Raw genomic sequence first — 15,528 nt, forward strand, 5'->3', positions numbered from 1 at the left:
AAGAGCTTCCGCAAACTGAACGCACCACAGCTTGTCGGAAAAGTAGCGCGCGGGACGAAGTATGACAATGGCAAAGAGATGAGGGTCGCCGCCTAGTATCTTTTTACACACCTATTGACAACGGCTCCGTTATCCTCTCCGGTGTCATTGTGGCGATACTGCTTGATTGGCTCATGGGGCGCGAGCTGCTCCAACCAGACGCCGTAATCATGGTGCAATCCCGCTTCATCGTCGTTGATGAACACCGACGCCGTGATGTGCATGGCGTTAACCAACGCCATTCCCTCCTTCACGCCACTCTCGCTCAGGCAATCAGTGACCTGCGGCGTGATATTAACGAACGCCAGCCGCGTCGGCGTATTGAACCAAAGTTCCTTGCGATAACTCTTCATAACGACCTCATCGTTTGATCTCTCAGCGCCAAATTTATACACATAAGTAAATCTAGCATACGAACCGAGCGACCTTGAACTTTTGAACTTTGAACCTTGAACGGCTTCGCCTGGAGGATTAATGGATAACAAAGTCAGATTCATCGACACCACCGTGCGCGACGGCAACCAGAGCCTGTGGGCGCTGAACATGAAGATCGGTTCCATGCTGCCGGCGCTGCCGCACATGGATCAAGCCGGCTTTGAGTCGATGGAATTTTTTCTTAGCGTGGTCTTTAAGAAATACGTGCGCGAGCACAAAGAAAATCCCTGGTATTGGGTCAAGGAGGGCACCCAGCGCATCAAGAAAACCCGCCTGCGCTACCACGGCGGCATGCACAGCGCGTTCGAGAAAACGCCCCACGTATTGCTCAAACTGCTGATCGAGCGACTGATCTCCTATGGCTTGACCTTAACGCGCACATCGAATTGCTGGAACGACTACGATGACTTTGGCAAAGAGATCGCCGAGCTGAAGGAGATCGGCATGGATACGGTGGCGAACTTGATCTATTCAGTCTCACCGCGCCATACCGATGAATACTATGCCCGCAAAGCCCAAGAGGCCGCCGCGACCAACCCGTGGCGTATCTGCTTCAAAGACGTCGGCGGACTCCTTACCCCCGATCGGGCGCGCACGCTGATTCCTGTGGTCTTGAAAGCCGCCGGCGCCATCCCGGTGGAATTTCACGCCCACTGCAACAGCGGCCAGGCACCCTTAAATTATCTCGAAGGCGTCAAGCTTGGCATGCGCATTTTGCACACGGCGATTCCGCCGCTGGCCAACGGCTCGTCACAGCCCTCGGTCTTCAACATTGTCAGCAACCTGAAAGCATTGGGTTACGATCCGCAGGTTGATCTAAAACCATTAGAACCGGTGGTGAAACATTTCACCGCGGTGGCGAAACAAGACGGCCTGCCCATCGGCAAGCCGGCCGAATACGACGAAGGCATGTATCAGCATCAGGTGCCCGGCGGCATGATCTCCAACATGCGCCATCAACTAAAAATCGTTGGCAAAGAACACCTGATGGCGGCGGCGCTGGAAGAAGCCGGCCATGTGCGGAAAGACTTCGGCTACCCGATCATGGTGACACCGTTGTCTCAGTTCGTCGGCACCCAAGCGGCAATCAACGTCATCGTCGGCGAGCGCTACAAAGAAGTGCCGGATCAAAACATTCAGTACGCGCTCGGCATCTGGGGCAAAGAGGCCATCGAAGTCATGGATCCCAACGTGCGCGATAAGATCTTGAATCGCCCGCGCGCCAAAGATTGGGAGAATTGGCAGCCGGAAGAGCCGACGCTGAAAGAGGTGCGGCAGAAATTCGGTGTGAACCTATCTGATGAAGATCTTATCTTGCACTACTTCGCCGGCGAAGATTACGTCAAGGCGCTCACCAACAACGGCAAGCCAAGCGACTACCTCGACGCGACCCAGCCGCTAGTAAAAATCATCGAGCAGCTCTCGAAGCGCAAATCGAATCAGGTCTACGTAAAGCGACCGGAGTTTTCGATCAGAATGGAAAAGCGCTCAGGCGCGTAGGATTCCGCGTTTAGCGTCTGACGTCTAGAGTCTAACGTTTTGGTCCAAGGGTCGACGCGAACGTGAAACGCCAAACGCTAGACCCCAAACGCAAGACGAATATTACGGATCATCCCCCTCACTCGCCGCCCCCGGGGCCAAATGGCTGACGTCGCCCCACGTCAGCAGCATCCAGTTGCCCCCTTCGCGAGCGAAGACGTTGAGGCCGGCGTTGACAAACTCAAAGCGGCGCGGCGCTTCGAGCGAGATTTCCAGCGTATGGCGAAAAAAACCGCTCACCACGCCGCCGTGAGTAACCACGACGATGGTTTCGCCATTGTGTCTTTCCGCTAGGTTGTTGAGAAAAGTCACGTTGCGCTCGACCTGTTGCACCATGCTCTCGCCGCCTGGGATGACGTAACCTGGGCCGCTCGTGCGCATCAGCCGCCGTTCTTCGGGATACTTAGCGGTAATCTCATCTGCGTTGAGTCCCTGAAAAATTCCCAAATGACGCTCGCGTAAGCGCGCGTCCTTGATGATCTCATGGCCGGTGACATTCGCGACTTCCTGCGCGGTCTGCATCGCCCGCCCGAGATCACTGCTATAGAGGGATGTGAACTTCTCTAGCCCAAGCCGCTGCCCCAACGCCTTCGCCTGCGCCAATCCTTTTTCAGTCAGCGGACTATCCAGGTGCCCCTGGCGAATGCCGCGGATATTCCACTCGGTCTGACCGTGACGGACAATGATTATTTTTGTGCGTTCCATCAAGGACCAGTTCCTAGCTGAAGGTAGTCGTAAGGTCAAACTATCCAACATCTGATACGTTTGACAATCCATGCATCCTTACGCGATCGTAGAAAATAGGCGGACAAGAAGGTTTCCCCCAATTGGCCACAGGCTTCTTTTACTCCTCGGAGCTTGTGTCGTGATAGGGATTATGTCGAAATCACCGAAACAAAAAACAGAGGGATTAAGAGTCGTCGGCCACTCCGTCATTCGCGTTGACGCCCATGCCAAAGTGACTGGCGCTGCGGAATTCTCCGGCGACCGCGTCGGCGACCAGCGATCCAGGACGCATATTATTAATTCCTTCGCTGCCCATTTTGCCGAAGTCGAGGTCGATCCCGACTCCGGCGCGGTGCGAGTGCTGCGCTACGTCGCGGCGCACGATTCCGGGCGCATCGTGCATCCCGAAGCGGCGCGCGGCCAGATCGTCGGCGGCGAGCTCCAGGGCATCGAGCCCGACCCCTGCGGTCCCTACGGCGCCAAGGCGCTGGGCGAGCCGCCGCTCGTTTTCGTCGCCGCCGCGATAGCGAATGTCGTCTATGACGCTGTCGGCGTGCGCGTCCGCGAGCTGCCAATCACCGCCGAGAAAGTCCTGCGTGGCCTGCGCGCGAATTCTTGAAAGAAAACAACATGCCAATCGCACGCAATAAGAACGTCGAAATTTACTTCGAAAGCCACGGCCAAGGCACGCCTTTTCTGTTTTTCTGCGAAACCGCCTGCGCCGGCGATATCTGGAATCATTTCCAAGTCCCGGAGTTTTCCCGCGACCATCTGGTCATCACCCACGACTACCGCGGCACCGGGAAATCAAGCCGGCCCACTATGCAGTTTTCCTCTGACGATTTAGTCGACGATGCCATCGCCATCTTGGATGAACTCAATGCTGGACCAGCGATCGTGCTCGGCCACTCATTCGGCGGGCGCCTCGCGCTGCTGATGGCACTCAAATATCCCCAGCGCGTCAAAAAAATCATCGCCGCCTCGGTGGGCGCCGGCAATTACAGCGCCCCAGGACTGCCAATCAAAATGTGCAAAGAGATGGTCCAATGGGGCTACGAAAAATATGTCCGCGAGCACACCCTCGAAGTCGGCTGGCCGCCGGAATACATCAAGCAAAATCCCGAGCGCGTTGAGCGTTTTCTCAACGTGCGCATGAACAACCTGCCATCGTTGGAGGACTATTTACGCCACGTCATCGCCCGCCAAGACTGCGATATCAGCGCGCGGCTGCATGAAATCAAACATCCAACGCTGGTCCTCGTTGGTGATCTCGATCACAGTTCCGCGTCGGGCAATTCGCAACGCGTGCAATCGGAGATCATGACCAAGGCGATCCCCGACGCCCAATACGCGGTCATTCCCAACGAGGCGCACAATTATTTCATGACCAATCCGGACGAGGCCCACCGGATCATTCGACGATTCCTAAGTTCGTAGGATGGGTTAAAGCGCAGCGCCGATACCCACCGAGGCATCATGATGGGTATCAATATGGCTCAACCCATCCTACACCGATTGACTGACCTCACTCGCGACATTCCGTGTAGGGTGCGCCATGCGCACCGTTCGACAAACCAACGGCAACCCACAGTGCGCACGGCGCTTACATAGATTCTCATTGACAGACTGTCCCCATAGTTGTAACGGAAAGGAACGCCTCGAAGCGAGAACAGATTGAATCGGAGGGCTCCATGCGACAAGTTACCTTTCCGCGGTTCTGGTTGGGTTTCCTACTCTTCCTGCTGCTGCCGGCGCCGCAGGCAAACAGCCAAAGCGAAAAAGTTCGCGTGGCGATCTCTTCCATCAGCACAAGCCAAGTCAATGTCTGGGTGCCGCTAGACGCCGGCTTCTTCAAGAAACAAGGACTCGACGTCGAGCTGGTCTACATCAGCGGTGCTCCCATCGGCGCGGCAGCGTTGATGTCCGGCGAAGTGGCCATCAGCCAGGGCGGCGTGACCGGCTCGATTACGAGCAACATGAAGGGCTCCGGCACTTACATCATCCTCGGCGGCGCCGATCGATTCCCTTATCAATTGATCGCGCACCAGAGCATCAAGCAGCTTTCGGACTTGAAGGGCAAACGCTTCGCCGTCTCACGCATCGGTTCTGCGGACCACACGGCGACGATGTTTGTCCTGCCCAAGCTCGGCATTCAGCCGGACAAGGAGCTAAACATCGTCCAGGTGGGCCCGGTGCCGGCGCGCTTCGCCGCCTTGGTGAATGGCTCAGTGCAAGGCGCGCTGCTGATTCCACCGGAGACAGTCAAGGCAAAAGAGTTAGGCTACAAAATTCTTAGCAACTTCGCGGAGATCGAAATTCACTATCAGCAGAACGGCGTCTATACGACACGCAATTTGATCAGCAAACGGCCCGACATGCTGCGCCGCTTCGCTACCGCGTACTCGGAAGGCAATCACTACATTCACACAAATTCCGAAGGCACGCAGAGAATCATGCGCAAATATTTGCAAGGCGACGAAAAAGCGATCCGTGAGGCCTATACGGAGGTCGTGCTCAAAGCGACGCCGAAAATTCCTTACCCAAGCAGACCAGGCATTCAAACGCTGATCGATTTTCTGGCCAAGTCATCGGCCGAAGCCGCCAACGCCAAACCCGACGACTTCATCGACACCCGTTTCGTCAAAGAGCTGGAAGACAGCGGATTGTATGCGAGGCTGTATCGTTAGAAGAGCGTCTAGCCTTTGGGGTTTGGGGTTTAGCGTTGCCGGAAGTCCGAAAACGCCAGACGTTAGACCCTAGACGACAAACGCCAACCGCGGCCATATCAGCGATGGCGTTATTGGCTTGGCCATTCTGCCGCGCTATGCGGGCCAGCAATCGGGCATGGACCATTACGGCTTCGAGGTCGAAGACATAGCGGAATAAGATTATCGTCGGCAGGCGGGAGCGCAAATCTCCGGAGTTTCCGCTTTCCGTTTTCCGCTTTCATAATTCTTTCAGCAACCAAGGAGTAAACCATGCGCGATCTCGGCCTTGCAAACAAAGTCGTCCTCATCACCGGCGGTGGCGGTTTTCTCGGCTCCGCTTTTGCGCAAGGATTCGCCGACCACGGCGCGCGCATCGCCATCGGCGATTTCGTAAAGGAGAAGGCGGAGAAAGTCGCAGCCGAGCTAAAATCAAACAACGGCGCCGCCATCGGCCTGGGCGCCGATGTCACTAAGGAAGATCACGTCGCAAAGATGGTCAGCGACATCGCCAGCCACTTCGGCACCATCGACATTCTCGTCAATGCTGCAGCCGTGCAGATTTATCCCGGCAAAGAGATCACTGAAATCGAATCCAACGAGTGGGATTTCGTTTTGGGCATTGGGCTAAAAGGCATTTACATGTGCTCGAAACACGTCGTGCCGGTGATGAAAAAAGCCGGTAGGGGTAGGATCGTCAACATTGCATCGATTGCCGGCCATCGCGGCCTACCGGGCGGCTCGGCCTACAGCGCCGCCAAGGGCGGCGTGGTGAACTTGACGCGGCAGATGGCCGTGGAGTTGGGCAAGTACCACATCAACGTCAATTCGGTCAGCCCGGGTTTCACCCCCAATCGCTTAACCAGCGTGAACCAATACGCCGGCAGGGCCGACGACAACAAATCCACCGTGCCCGCCGGCGTTAACCTCACCACACCGCCCCTTGGTCGCAATGGCGACGCGCTGGACTACGTCGGTCCGGTGCTATTTCTCGCTTCGTCGTGGGCTGACTATATCACCGGCGCGGATTTGCCGGTTGAGGGTGGAAGGATGGCGGCTCGTTAGAGTAGGCAGGCGACCAGCCGGTCGCCCCTACAATGAGGGATCGATCTCGTCCGTTAGTGATTCTGCTGAAAATCCCTCCGAAGTCCTTCGACAAGCTCAGGACGAACGAAATCGGAGTTGAAATCGTTCATGAAAACGTCCGTTGATGCTGAGCCCGTCGAAGCATTCTTAGGTTTTTCAGCAGGATCTTAGTTCAGCGTGTGCGGCGTGCTATCGGGGTCGTTACCGCTCGGCCCGGCATTGAGATTCAGCAGGTCGACCAGCATATGCTCGCGATCGGTGAGCTTAGGCGCTTCTAGCAGCGCTTGTTTCTCGGCTGGGTGAAATGGCAGCGACACGCTCAGCAGATTGATCAGCTCTAGATCTGAAAACTTGTCCGCTTGATCCGGCTTCACTTGCATGCCATGGGCTTTGCCAAAGTGTTCGAGCGCGGCCAACACCGCAGGCCGCTGGCACACCCAACCCTCTGCTAGGTTCGCGTCGGGATACTCCTGATACAAAGCCTTGACGCGGCGATAGCCGCGATGCAGCTTCAACTCTTGCTCAAAGCGAAAGCGATTCACGCCTTTGAGTTGCACAAACAAACGGCCGTCAGGAAATTTTTCGAATTTTTCGATATAGCCGGCGCAGCCGACTTTGTACAAATCCGGTGCTTCGCTGGAAGCGCCAGGCTGCGGGCCGCGATTGTCATCTTGCGGCGCAAACGGTTGGATCATGCCAAAGATGCGATCGCCGGCGAGAGCATCTTCCACCATCGCGCGATAGCGCGGTTCAAAGATATGGAGCGGCAAAACCGTGCCAGGCAACATAATTACGCCCGTCAGGGGAAATACTGGAAGTATGTCGGGGCAGGTCATTTGAGGGATCGTCATGCTCACGGCGTTATCCTCTGATATAGAGTTATAGGGGAAGCTACCGCGGGGCGCAAGCAGCGCACGCTGCGAAGCGTGCGCTGCTTCGCGTTTCAAGTTTCGAGTTTCGGGTTCCCAATCGGCGCCCGATGTTTCGGTCAGACTCAAATCCCATTCGACCGACAGCGTTAACGTTTAACCTGCACTCTCGCAACGTCCGCTCTTGCGTTTGCAATCTCCGCCCACGCTCATTTAGTGTGGATAAAAATCTATTCAAAGGTGTCCTGACCCTATGGCCGAATTTAAACCAGTCGACCTCTCCCACGCCAAACAATTTCTCGAAACATTTCATTGCGGCGTCCTCGCCACGCGCCGCAAAAATGGCGGCCTGCAAATGTCGCCGGTGACCTGCGGCTTGAGCGCCGACGGGCGCGCGGTCATCAGCAGCCGCGAAACCGCGTACAAAGTAAACAATCTGCGGCGCGATCCGCGCGCGGCCCTCTGTGTCTTTACGCCCAACTTTCATGGCGCAGGTTGGGTGCAAATCAGCGGCAGCGCGGAGATTATTTCGTTGCCCACTGCGCTGGACACCCTGGTCTACCTGCAGCGCCAAGCCTATGGCGAGCACAAGAGCTGGCTGGATTTTCACGAGCGGATGGCGCGTGAGAAGCGCGTGATTATCCGCATCCACATCGAAAGCGCCGGCCCCACGGTGCGCGGCTGATCGATGCGCCGAGTTGCGATTCAGTATTTTCTATTCGCCTTCATTGAGATCCTTGCGTTCGGCGTTGTCTGGGCCGCCGATGCCGACAAATTTCTGGCCGGCCGCTTGCTGATCGCCAGCACCGAGATGCAAGACCCACGCTTCGCCGAATCGGTCATCTACATGGTTGAACACGACAGCAAAGGAGCTTTGGGACTGATCATCAACCAACCCGCGCTCCAGGGCTCCATTGAAGACCTTCTCAAGGGGTTCGGCATCAACAACGACAAGGTTAGCGGCAACATCGTGCTCCACTACGGCGGGCCGGTGAGCCCGCGCGCAGGAATCGTCTTGCACAGCGATGATGTTGTGATCGACAGCACAAAGAAACTCAAGGATGGCATTGCCGTGACGGTCGAGGCAAAGCTCATTGAGCTGATCGGCGAAGGCAAAGGACCGCGGCAATATCTGGTCATGCTGGGTTACGCCGGCTGGGCTCCCGGCCAGCTTGAAGGCGAGATTATCGCCGGCTCGTGGCACACGATTCCGAGCGACAAGTCATTGATCTTTGGCGAAGACGCAGATAAAAAATGGCGCCAAGCGATGGAGCGGCGTCAGGTGCCGCTGTAACCGAATTGGAGGCATCATGAAAATCGTCAGGCTGTATACCGGCAGCGACCAGAAATCGCACTTCGAAGAAATTGAAATGAAATCCGGCGGCGACGCGCCGATGAAAACCACCGACGCGCGCAAGGCTAGCAGCACGGTATTTCGCAGCGCGCCAGCGGGGTTATTCTTAGAGCGCCATCCGGCGCCGCGCCGGCAGTTTCTTGTGACTCTCTCCGGCTCGTGGGAAATCGAAGCGAGCAACGGAGCGAAGCGCGTCTTCAAGACTGGCGATGTGATGCTTGCCGACGACACCACCGGCGAAGGCCACACTTCGCGGGTGCTGGGCAATGAGCCGCATGTTTTCATGACGGTGCCGCTGGCCGATTGACCCCTCGATACGCGCTTTGCGCTACTCGGGGCTACGGCCCTCACTTCCGAATCCCCGAGTCAGCCCTTGGGCTGTATCGAGGGCGCCGACCGCTTAATCTCTCTGGTCAAACATTGGTAGTGGTTTGTCGGCGTGAACGATCAATTGAACGCGCTGAACTAACAAGGAGTAAAGATGTTACGCATCGCGGTACCCGATCTAGTTTCTAACTCGTATTTCCCGATCATCGCGGCCGTTGAGCTTGGCTTCTTTAAAGAAGAAGGCTTCGACGCTTCCGTGGATCTACTCTTTCCGGTTCCCAAGACTTTCGAAGCGCTGCGCGACGGGCAGCTAGACTTTGTCGTCGGCTCGGCCCATGCGACGTTGCTGGCGTTTCCTAACTGGGAAGGCGCGAAGCTCCTGTGCACCATCGGCAAGCACACCTACTGGTTTCTGGTGATTCGCAGCGATTTGAAACCGCAGCACGGCGATTTAAACATCGTCAAAGGCCTACGCATCGGTGCCGCACCCGGCGTTAATCTGAGCCTCGGCAAAATGCTCGTCGAAGCGGGCATCGATCCGGAAAAAAACAACGTGCAGATCATGCCGATCCCCGGCGCCGCCGGACCTAACGTGTCTTTCGGTTTGTCAGCGGCCAAGGCACTCGAAGAAGGCAAGCTCGATGGTTTCTGGGCCAATGGTATGGGCTGCGAAGTGGCACTGCGCCGCGGCGTCGGCACCATGGTGCTCGACGTGCGCCGCGGCGATGGCCCGCCGGCGGCGCGGCACTACACGTTCTCGGCGTTGGTGGCAACGGATAAGCGCATCAAAGAAGAGCCCGAAAGCTGCCGCGCCGCGATCCGCGCCGTCATGAAGGCGCACAAAGCGCTTAAGCAGGATCTCAGCCTTGCCACAGCGGTGGGCAAGAAGCGCTTTCCAGCTTCGGAAGCCGAGCTCATCGCCGAGCTGATCCGGCGCGATCTGCCCTACTACGACCCAGTGATCACCGAAGAAACGGTGGCCAACATGAATCGGTTTTCTCAAGACATCGGCCTGCTCACGGCGCCAGCGCCCTACGATCAAGTCGTCGCGACGCAGTTCCGTTCGCTGTGGACGCCCACCGGTGGGTGACGCTGGCCGTATCGGGCGGCGTAACCTTCACCGACCTTCCGAAAGCGAAGAACGGTTACAGCACACAATCGAGCATCGCGCCCAAAACCTAATCTCGCTTAAGAATGGCGCAGATCAGTACTTCTTAGACTGCGGTTGGCGATTGAAGACGCGGTCATAGAACCGAAAATCGAAAAGATCATCGGCGGATAAAGGAGTTCGCGAAAGCCCCATGGTGACCTGAAAGCGGTTATAAGTTTCGGCGCCGGCAACGAGAGCGTGGGGGCTACTTATCCAGCGAATCGCAGGCGAATCGAGGGTTTCGCGGGCCACACTCACCGGCAAAACATCAGCGCCGATTTTCCTGGAAATCAATCGTGCTGCCTCGTCCCGTTCCTCGGTCAGAAGCGCGGTCGCGCGTAAATGCAATTGCACTAGTTTCTCGGCTACATCGGGCCGTTCATCAAGCAGCGTTTGGCGCACAAACAATACCGAGCCGGGCTGGCCAGGCAGAATGTCTTTCCCCCAAGCAATAGCGCGATAGGCAGGCGAAGCTCTACGACCGAGCGTGATAATTGGCTCCACCGACACCGCGATGTCGATCTGTTTCGATTGAACGGTGCGGCGTTGCTGATCCTCGCCCATTCGCACCAGCTCCATCTCGCGGAGCGGATCCACTTGGAGCTGCTGCAACCAGTAGAGCGCCAACAAGTAAGATGTCGAACCCGCCTCAAACGTGCCAATGCGCACCCTCTGCCCGGTCCGTTTTTGATACCCCTGAAATGCCGCCCGATTCGGTCTACGCTCAAAGCCCTCGGCAAACGGATCGCGGGCGATGACAGCCACCGTGTTCATGGTGGATCCAGCGATAATTTTCGCCTTCACCCCACGGCTGACGGCCATCAACGCCGGGCCAACGCCGAAGTACGCAACGTCTAATCGCCCAGCAATGAAGGCCTGGGTCATCGGCGGTCCGGAGCGGAAACGAAACTCCTCCACGGGAAGCCCGAGTTCGCGAAACCAGCCTTTTTCGGCGGCAACGAATTCATGGGCCGATGGCAGGAGTGGCAGATAACCTACCCGGATCTTGTCTTGGGCACCGGCGGCGGACAACGCCGGCAAAACCAGGCCAAAGACCATGGCCCCGAGCAATCGCAGGAACAAATCGGCTTGGCCGCAAGACCGCATTTTGTAAGGGTATCATGTCTTGAGCGCTCTTGGCCATGTGAGCGGAACTTTATTCTGCTGCGCTAGTCTAATATTATCCAAGGTGATGCTCGTTGAGGGGATAGGCGACGCCGAATGCGTCCAACGCGTCCAACAAGGTGACACCGATTGCTTTGAAATCTTGGTGCGGCGCCACCAGAAAGCGACGTTTAACCTTCTCTTTCGCTTGCTGGGGGACTACGACGAAGCCGCGGAGGTAGCCCAAGAAGTGTTTCTCTCCGCCTATAAAGCGATCCACTCGTTTCGCGGCGACGCGAATTTTACCACTTGGCTCTATCGCATCGCATTCAACCACGCCAGCACGCGCCGGCGCAGCCTGAGCCTCTCGCAGCAGCGCTACACTCCGCTCGAAGACACCGACATTCCCAACGACAGCCTCAACGGTCCCCGTGACCCGGCCGAAGCCGCCGAACAAAAAGAAATCCAGGAACAGGTGCAACACGCGCTCAATCGGCTCGATCGCGCCGACGCAACGTTGATTCTTTTGCGCGACTTGCAGGACGTGCCCTATGAGGAAGTAGCGGCAATACTCAATATTCCCGTCGGCACGGTCAAATCGCGCCTGCACCGTGCGCGCCAAGCGTTGAAAGCTAAATTGTCTCCCTATTTTTACGCGAGCAGGAAAGCGTCATGAGATGCGAAGAAGTTCAAGAGCGGCTGTCTGAATACCTTGAAAGGCTCCTCGACTCCGGCCAGAGCAAAAGCGTCGATGGCCATCTAGCGAGTTGCCCACGTTGCACAGCCGAGTTGGCCGACTTAACCGAATGCCGGCGCCTGGTGGCAGCGTTGCCCGCGCTCGAACCGCCTGTTGGTTTCACGACTCGGGTCATGGCCCACATTCGTGAAAGCGCCGAACAACCCGGCTGGTGGCAACGGCTGTTTTTGCCTTTGCGCGCGAAACTCCCCTTACCGGCCACTGCCCTGCTGCTCGTCAGCGTGCTCTCAGTTTACCTGCTGCAGAAAGAAAATCCCCAGAAAAAACTCATCCCACCCATCGCTGCTCAGGTCGAAACCGAAGCGCTTAAGCAAGCGGGCGACGCCGCACAAGGGCTTACTGCCAACGTCCCGAGCAGTCCAAGGCTGATGTTAAGGGAGGATTCTGCTATCGCAGAAAAGATGCCTGGGCAACCGAAAGCGCTGCAAACCCCACTAGAAGATAGAGCAAAGAAAGAAGCAGCTCCGGCGCCAAAGCCAGCGCCAAATGTGAAGAGCTCGGCAGGCGCCCAGGCTGCCAGCAAGGCGGCACCTGAAACGAGAGCGCTGCCGCAGTCCGCGGCGGAAGAGAGAGCCAATCGGGTGGAATCCGCTGCGGCGGAAGCGGAGCTCCCGCCCACGCCTTCGCGACCGATCAGCGGTGCCATCGGCGTGAGCCAGCCCGCCGGTGGCCGGCCCGTGCCGGCTTCGCCTTCGATGGATGCGATCATGCAAGATCGCTCCTTGCGAGCAGCGATGCCGGAACGGGCGCGCACGGCGCCCGCCCAACCGACGGCCGATATTGAAATCGTCATCCGGCGACATCCGCAGTCCGACAGCGCCGATCTGATGCGCAAAGAATCAGCGGCACCCAATACCGGAGGCCTGGCCGCGTCGCGGGCCGCGACAGCACCGGCGCCGAGCGAACCGCTATTGCGCACCATCCCGGCCGATCAGTATGAGCAGCTCAAAAAAGAGCTGGCGTCACAGGGAACGATTCTCTCCGAGGTGCGAACCGCCAACGGACAGCCGACGACGAGTCCAACGTTAACTGTTAAGATTACCTTCGTGCCAGCGGAGGTAGCGCGCTGATTTTTCTTTTCAACCGACAAACAAAGTGAATTTGGCGCCGTTTAGGTTGGTCAGCGGCTTAGGGGTCAGCAGGCGCCGATCGCCGGAGAGAACCCGTTGGGCGATCTCCCAGTTGACCGGGGGCAGCGGATTGAGTTGCCTAATCTGATCGAGGGTAAAAAACTCCGCATGATCGGTTTCACGACCGTCGGGCCTAGGCTCGCCGCCAACGGGACGCAAGAGCAAGATCACATACATGCCATTGCCGCTCTCGGGGTCGTAGCGGCTGCGCAGGCCGAGCACCGCTTCTACTTCGGCGATGACGCCGGTTTCTTCCGCAACTTCGCGCACAATCGCTTGCTCAATAGTCTCATCCGGCTCTATGAAGCCGCCGGGCAATTGCCAATTGCCGCGCCCATGGCGCGAGGCGCGGCGGATGAACAGCAACTTGTCACCGCTCACTACCGCGCCACCGACGCCGATGTTGTAGCCCGTGTTATAGCGCTCAGGAATGGCCATGTTCTGAAAACTACTATCCCCGCCCGTTGCCCGATCCCTTCTCCCATTGCGGGAGAAAGTTAGGATGAGGGGCGATCCGTAACCAGCGTTGCCTCACTCAGATTCCAAACAGCCGCTGCGCGTTCGTAGAGCGAATCAGCTCCTTGTGCGCTTCGCTGATTTTCTTGTGATCGCGCAGCAAGCGCACGTCTTCGAATTTCATCTTGCCACCGGGATCGTCATGCGGATAGTCCGTCGCGAACAGAAACCGTTCGGCGCCAAGGAACTCGATCGCCTCGGGCAGCTCCGGCTCTTCGGTCTCGATGGTAAACGACATGTTGTTCCTGAAATAGTAGCTCGCCGGCCGCTTGTTCTTTTCCAGAAACAGATTCGCCGGGTTGATGGCCCGGGCGCGCCGCAACCGCTCGCCGGTCTTAGTCAAAATGCCACGATTATTGAGCGGATCTTCTTGGTCGGCATAGTCCACCGGCGGCGACTCTAGGCATTTGTCGAGCCATTGCACCAGCGGTTTGATAAACGACGTGCCCGCCTCCGTAAAGATAAATTGCAGCCCGGGAAAATCATCGAGCAGCCCGCTGGTAATCAGCGACACCAGGCTCATCTGCCCTTCCTGCGGCGCAAAAATATACAAACCGTCGCGCTGAAAAATCGACAGATTGCTAATCCGGTGGCCGTGCTGCACGTTGTGCAGATAAATGGGCATTGCTAACTCTTCGGCGCGTTTGAAAAATGGCCAGAGCTCGCGGTGGCTGCCGAGGGGATCGCTGTACGGGTGATCCTTCACCGGGAAAACTTTGTCGAGCACCACCGAGCAGAAACCTTCTCCCTTTGCCCATTCCATCTCGCGGATGGACGCCGGCACATCCTGTAGCGGCACCAGCGCCGAGCCGAGAATCTTGCCGGAGTATGCTTTCATGAGTCGCAGCAGCGACTCGTTGTGCGAGCGCGCCATGCGGCAGGCTAGCTCTGGCTCAATCAAATAAGACCACCAGCCGGAGAACTGTGGCAAAATAATATGCTGATCGATGCCCAAGCGCCCGTCGTAGTCCTTCATGCGCGCAATCGGATCCCACAGGCTTTGGAACATCGCGCCGGAACCCGGCGCCGGCAGCGGGCTCGTGCCCGGCACTTCCGCCGGATAGCCGGGAAAATCGACGTCGGTGTATAGTTGCCGTTCGTCGAATTTCAGAATTGGTTTGATCTTGTCGAAACTGCCGCTGACAGCGTCGAAAGCATCCTTCGGCATCAAGTGAGTATCGCAGTCAATGATCATCCAGAACCTCGCTAGTGTCTCTGTCAGTAAATTCTTAACGCATTAGAGTCCGGCGACGGCCTCAAGTCAACACCAAAGGCGCAAAGGGTGATCTTCTTGCCGCGCAAATCCTCCGGCTTCTTGATCTCCGCTCGCGATAGAATGCTGAAGGGAAAAGTATTGAAGAGTCCCGCCTGCTTGGTCACGTGATAATGAGCATTGGTCCCAGCGGGCGTTTCGATGCCGATGCGCACCGTCGGCAGCGCTTTCTGCGCCCCAGACTGACTTGCCACCAGTAGAGCAAAGACAACTAGCATGATCATTCGTTTCATCCGGGCCCTCGTTCGCTGCGCCCTAGCCCGAATTATACATGCGACGGGGAAAACCCATGACACTGTGTCGATCGAAGTGGAACTCTGGAGGAGCGCAGGCATCAGCGCAAATCGTTCGGTTTGATTCGCCGATATTGGGCATTTCTTCGACCTTTCCACTGCGATTCGCAGAGCAGGGCGACCGCCGGTCGCCCCTACGAGGCGGCGTCGAAGCGGATATCTGTTGCCTTCGCTCCGGAAGAGTTTCACTTCGATCGCGCCGCAGCGATGAATAATCCGGGCTAG

General features: G+C 57.3%; 18 protein-coding genes. 11 read left to right on the forward strand and 7 right to left on the reverse strand.

The window, feature by feature from the left end:
- Window positions 1-92: 92 nt before the first annotated feature.
- Window positions 93-392, reverse strand: a complete 300-nt coding sequence (locus FJ145_25475) for a hypothetical protein (GenBank protein ID MBM4264761.1) — start codon at window positions 390-392, stop codon at window positions 93-95.
- Between the two features lie 121 nt (window positions 393-513).
- On the opposite strand from FJ145_25475, the gene FJ145_25480 reads away from it, so the two are divergent.
- Window positions 514-1,974 carry a biotin carboxyl carrier protein gene (locus FJ145_25480; GenBank protein ID MBM4264762.1) on the forward strand — a complete coding sequence of 487 codons (1,461 nt, stop codon included), beginning with the start codon at window positions 514-516 and terminating at the stop codon, window positions 1,972-1,974.
- Window positions 1,975-2,076: 102 nt separating this feature from the next.
- Here FJ145_25480 and FJ145_25485 read toward each other — a convergent pair whose 3' ends face one another.
- Complete coding sequence (locus tag FJ145_25485; GenBank protein MBM4264763.1) at window positions 2,077-2,718, reverse strand: histidine phosphatase family protein; 642 nt, start codon at window positions 2,716-2,718, stop codon at window positions 2,077-2,079.
- Between the two features lie 70 nt (window positions 2,719-2,788).
- Here FJ145_25485 and FJ145_25490 point away from each other — a divergent pair, with 70 nt between their 5' ends.
- From FJ145_25490 to FJ145_25505, 4 genes are all read left to right on the forward strand, one after another.
- On the forward strand, window positions 2,789-3,358 hold the full coding sequence (locus FJ145_25490; GenBank protein ID MBM4264764.1) for a hypothetical protein: 570 nt from the start codon (window positions 2,789-2,791) through the stop codon (window positions 3,356-3,358).
- 11 nt (window positions 3,359-3,369) lie between these two features.
- Window positions 3,370-4,176: an alpha/beta hydrolase gene (locus FJ145_25495; GenBank protein MBM4264765.1), complete on the forward strand. Its 807-nt coding sequence runs from the start codon at window positions 3,370-3,372 to the stop codon at window positions 4,174-4,176.
- Window positions 4,177-4,430: 254 nt separating this feature from the next.
- On the forward strand, window positions 4,431-5,426 hold the full coding sequence (locus FJ145_25500; GenBank protein ID MBM4264766.1) for an ABC transporter substrate-binding protein: 996 nt from the start codon (window positions 4,431-4,433) through the stop codon (window positions 5,424-5,426).
- Between the two features lie 291 nt (window positions 5,427-5,717).
- Window positions 5,718-6,509, forward strand: a complete 792-nt coding sequence (locus tag FJ145_25505; protein MBM4264767.1) for an SDR family oxidoreductase — start codon at window positions 5,718-5,720, stop codon at window positions 6,507-6,509.
- 188 nt (window positions 6,510-6,697) lie between these two features.
- Here the strand turns inward: FJ145_25505 and FJ145_25510 are convergent, their stop codons facing one another.
- Window positions 6,698-7,381 carry a hypothetical protein gene (locus FJ145_25510; GenBank protein ID MBM4264768.1) on the reverse strand — a complete coding sequence of 228 codons (684 nt, stop codon included), beginning with the start codon at window positions 7,379-7,381 and terminating at the stop codon, window positions 6,698-6,700.
- A gap of 271 nt (window positions 7,382-7,652) precedes the next feature.
- Here FJ145_25510 and FJ145_25515 point away from each other — a divergent pair, with 271 nt between their 5' ends.
- From FJ145_25515 to FJ145_25530, 4 genes are all read left to right on the forward strand, one after another.
- Window positions 7,653-8,084 (forward strand): PPOX class F420-dependent oxidoreductase, encoded by a 432-nt coding sequence (locus FJ145_25515; GenBank protein ID MBM4264769.1) that lies wholly within the window; start codon window positions 7,653-7,655, stop codon window positions 8,082-8,084.
- Window positions 8,085-8,087: 3 nt separating this feature from the next.
- Window positions 8,088-8,693, forward strand: a complete 606-nt coding sequence (locus tag FJ145_25520; GenBank protein ID MBM4264770.1) for a YqgE/AlgH family protein — start codon at window positions 8,088-8,090, stop codon at window positions 8,691-8,693.
- 16 nt (window positions 8,694-8,709) lie between these two features.
- Entirely contained in the window at window positions 8,710-9,060 is a 351-nt protein-coding gene (locus tag FJ145_25525) for a hypothetical protein (protein MBM4264771.1), read from the forward strand.
- 174 nt (window positions 9,061-9,234) lie between these two features.
- Entirely contained in the window at window positions 9,235-10,170 is a 936-nt protein-coding gene (locus FJ145_25530; GenBank protein ID MBM4264772.1) for an ABC transporter substrate-binding protein, read from the forward strand.
- A gap of 114 nt (window positions 10,171-10,284) precedes the next feature.
- Here FJ145_25530 and FJ145_25535 read toward each other — a convergent pair whose 3' ends face one another.
- Window positions 10,285-11,337: an ABC transporter substrate-binding protein gene (locus tag FJ145_25535; GenBank protein ID MBM4264773.1), complete on the reverse strand. Its 1,053-nt coding sequence runs from the start codon at window positions 11,335-11,337 to the stop codon at window positions 10,285-10,287.
- Window positions 11,338-11,374: 37 nt separating this feature from the next.
- Between FJ145_25535 and FJ145_25540 the strand changes: the two genes are divergently transcribed.
- Window positions 11,375-12,010: a sigma-70 family RNA polymerase sigma factor gene (locus FJ145_25540; GenBank protein ID MBM4264774.1), complete on the forward strand. Its 636-nt coding sequence runs from the start codon at window positions 11,375-11,377 to the stop codon at window positions 12,008-12,010.
- Window positions 12,007-13,161 carry a DUF2275 domain-containing protein gene (locus FJ145_25545; GenBank protein MBM4264775.1) on the forward strand — a complete coding sequence of 385 codons (1,155 nt, stop codon included), beginning with the start codon at window positions 12,007-12,009 and terminating at the stop codon, window positions 13,159-13,161. Before FJ145_25540 ends, FJ145_25545 begins: the two co-directional genes overlap by 4 nt.
- Before the next feature lie 9 nt (window positions 13,162-13,170).
- On the opposite strand, the gene FJ145_25550 is transcribed toward FJ145_25545, so the two are convergent.
- The 3 genes from FJ145_25550 to FJ145_25560 all read right to left on the reverse strand — a co-directional run bounded on the left by FJ145_25550 (window position 13,171) and on the right by FJ145_25560 (window position 15,243).
- Window positions 13,171-13,659: an NUDIX domain-containing protein gene (locus FJ145_25550; GenBank protein ID MBM4264776.1), complete on the reverse strand. Its 489-nt coding sequence runs from the start codon at window positions 13,657-13,659 to the stop codon at window positions 13,171-13,173.
- 97 nt (window positions 13,660-13,756) lie between these two features.
- On the reverse strand, window positions 13,757-14,932 hold the full coding sequence (locus tag FJ145_25555) for an amidohydrolase (GenBank protein MBM4264777.1): 1,176 nt from the start codon (window positions 14,930-14,932) through the stop codon (window positions 13,757-13,759).
- Window positions 14,933-14,955: 23 nt separating this feature from the next.
- Window positions 14,956-15,243: an ABC transporter substrate-binding protein gene (locus FJ145_25560; GenBank protein MBM4264778.1), complete on the reverse strand. Its 288-nt coding sequence runs from the start codon at window positions 15,241-15,243 to the stop codon at window positions 14,956-14,958.
- Window positions 15,244-15,528: the final 285 nt, after the last annotated feature.

The organism is Deltaproteobacteria bacterium (assembly GCA_016874755.1).
GTDB lineage: Bacteria > Desulfobacterota > Binatia > UBA9968 > UBA9968 > DP-20.

Bases quoted from the DNA above. Each gene is read 5' to 3' on its own strand.
- FJ145_25475 (MBM4264761.1), bottom strand. From the start codon at position 392: ATGAAGAGTTATCGCAAGGAACTTTGGTTCAATACGCCGACGCGGCTG.
- FJ145_25480 (MBM4264762.1), top strand. From the start codon at position 514: ATGGATAACAAAGTCAGATTCATCGACACCACCGTGCGCGACGGCAAC.
- FJ145_25485 (MBM4264763.1), bottom strand. From the start codon at position 2,718: ATGGAACGCACAAAAATAATCATTGTCCGTCACGGTCAGACCGAGTGG.
- FJ145_25490 (MBM4264764.1), top strand. From the start codon at position 2,789: ATGCATCCTTACGCGATCGTAGAAAATAGGCGGACAAGAAGGTTTCCC.
- FJ145_25495 (MBM4264765.1), top strand. From the start codon at position 3,370: ATGCCAATCGCACGCAATAAGAACGTCGAAATTTACTTCGAAAGCCAC.
- FJ145_25500 (MBM4264766.1), top strand. From the start codon at position 4,431: ATGCGACAAGTTACCTTTCCGCGGTTCTGGTTGGGTTTCCTACTCTTC.
- FJ145_25505 (MBM4264767.1), top strand. From the start codon at position 5,718: ATGCGCGATCTCGGCCTTGCAAACAAAGTCGTCCTCATCACCGGCGGT.
- FJ145_25510 (MBM4264768.1), bottom strand. From the start codon at position 7,381: ATGACGATCCCTCAAATGACCTGCCCCGACATACTTCCAGTATTTCCC.
- FJ145_25515 (MBM4264769.1), top strand. From the start codon at position 7,653: ATGGCCGAATTTAAACCAGTCGACCTCTCCCACGCCAAACAATTTCTC.
- FJ145_25520 (MBM4264770.1), top strand. From the start codon at position 8,088: ATGCGCCGAGTTGCGATTCAGTATTTTCTATTCGCCTTCATTGAGATC.
- FJ145_25525 (MBM4264771.1), top strand. From the start codon at position 8,710: ATGAAAATCGTCAGGCTGTATACCGGCAGCGACCAGAAATCGCACTTC.
- FJ145_25530 (MBM4264772.1), top strand. From the start codon at position 9,235: ATGTTACGCATCGCGGTACCCGATCTAGTTTCTAACTCGTATTTCCCG.
- FJ145_25535 (MBM4264773.1), bottom strand. From the start codon at position 11,337: ATGCGGTCTTGCGGCCAAGCCGATTTGTTCCTGCGATTGCTCGGGGCC.
- FJ145_25545 (MBM4264775.1), top strand. From the start codon at position 12,007: ATGAGATGCGAAGAAGTTCAAGAGCGGCTGTCTGAATACCTTGAAAGG.
- FJ145_25550 (MBM4264776.1), bottom strand. From the start codon at position 13,659: ATGGCCATTCCTGAGCGCTATAACACGGGCTACAACATCGGCGTCGGT.
- FJ145_25555 (MBM4264777.1), bottom strand. From the start codon at position 14,932: ATGATCATTGACTGCGATACTCACTTGATGCCGAAGGATGCTTTCGAC.
- FJ145_25560 (MBM4264778.1), bottom strand. From the start codon at position 15,243: ATGAAACGAATGATCATGCTAGTTGTCTTTGCTCTACTGGTGGCAAGT.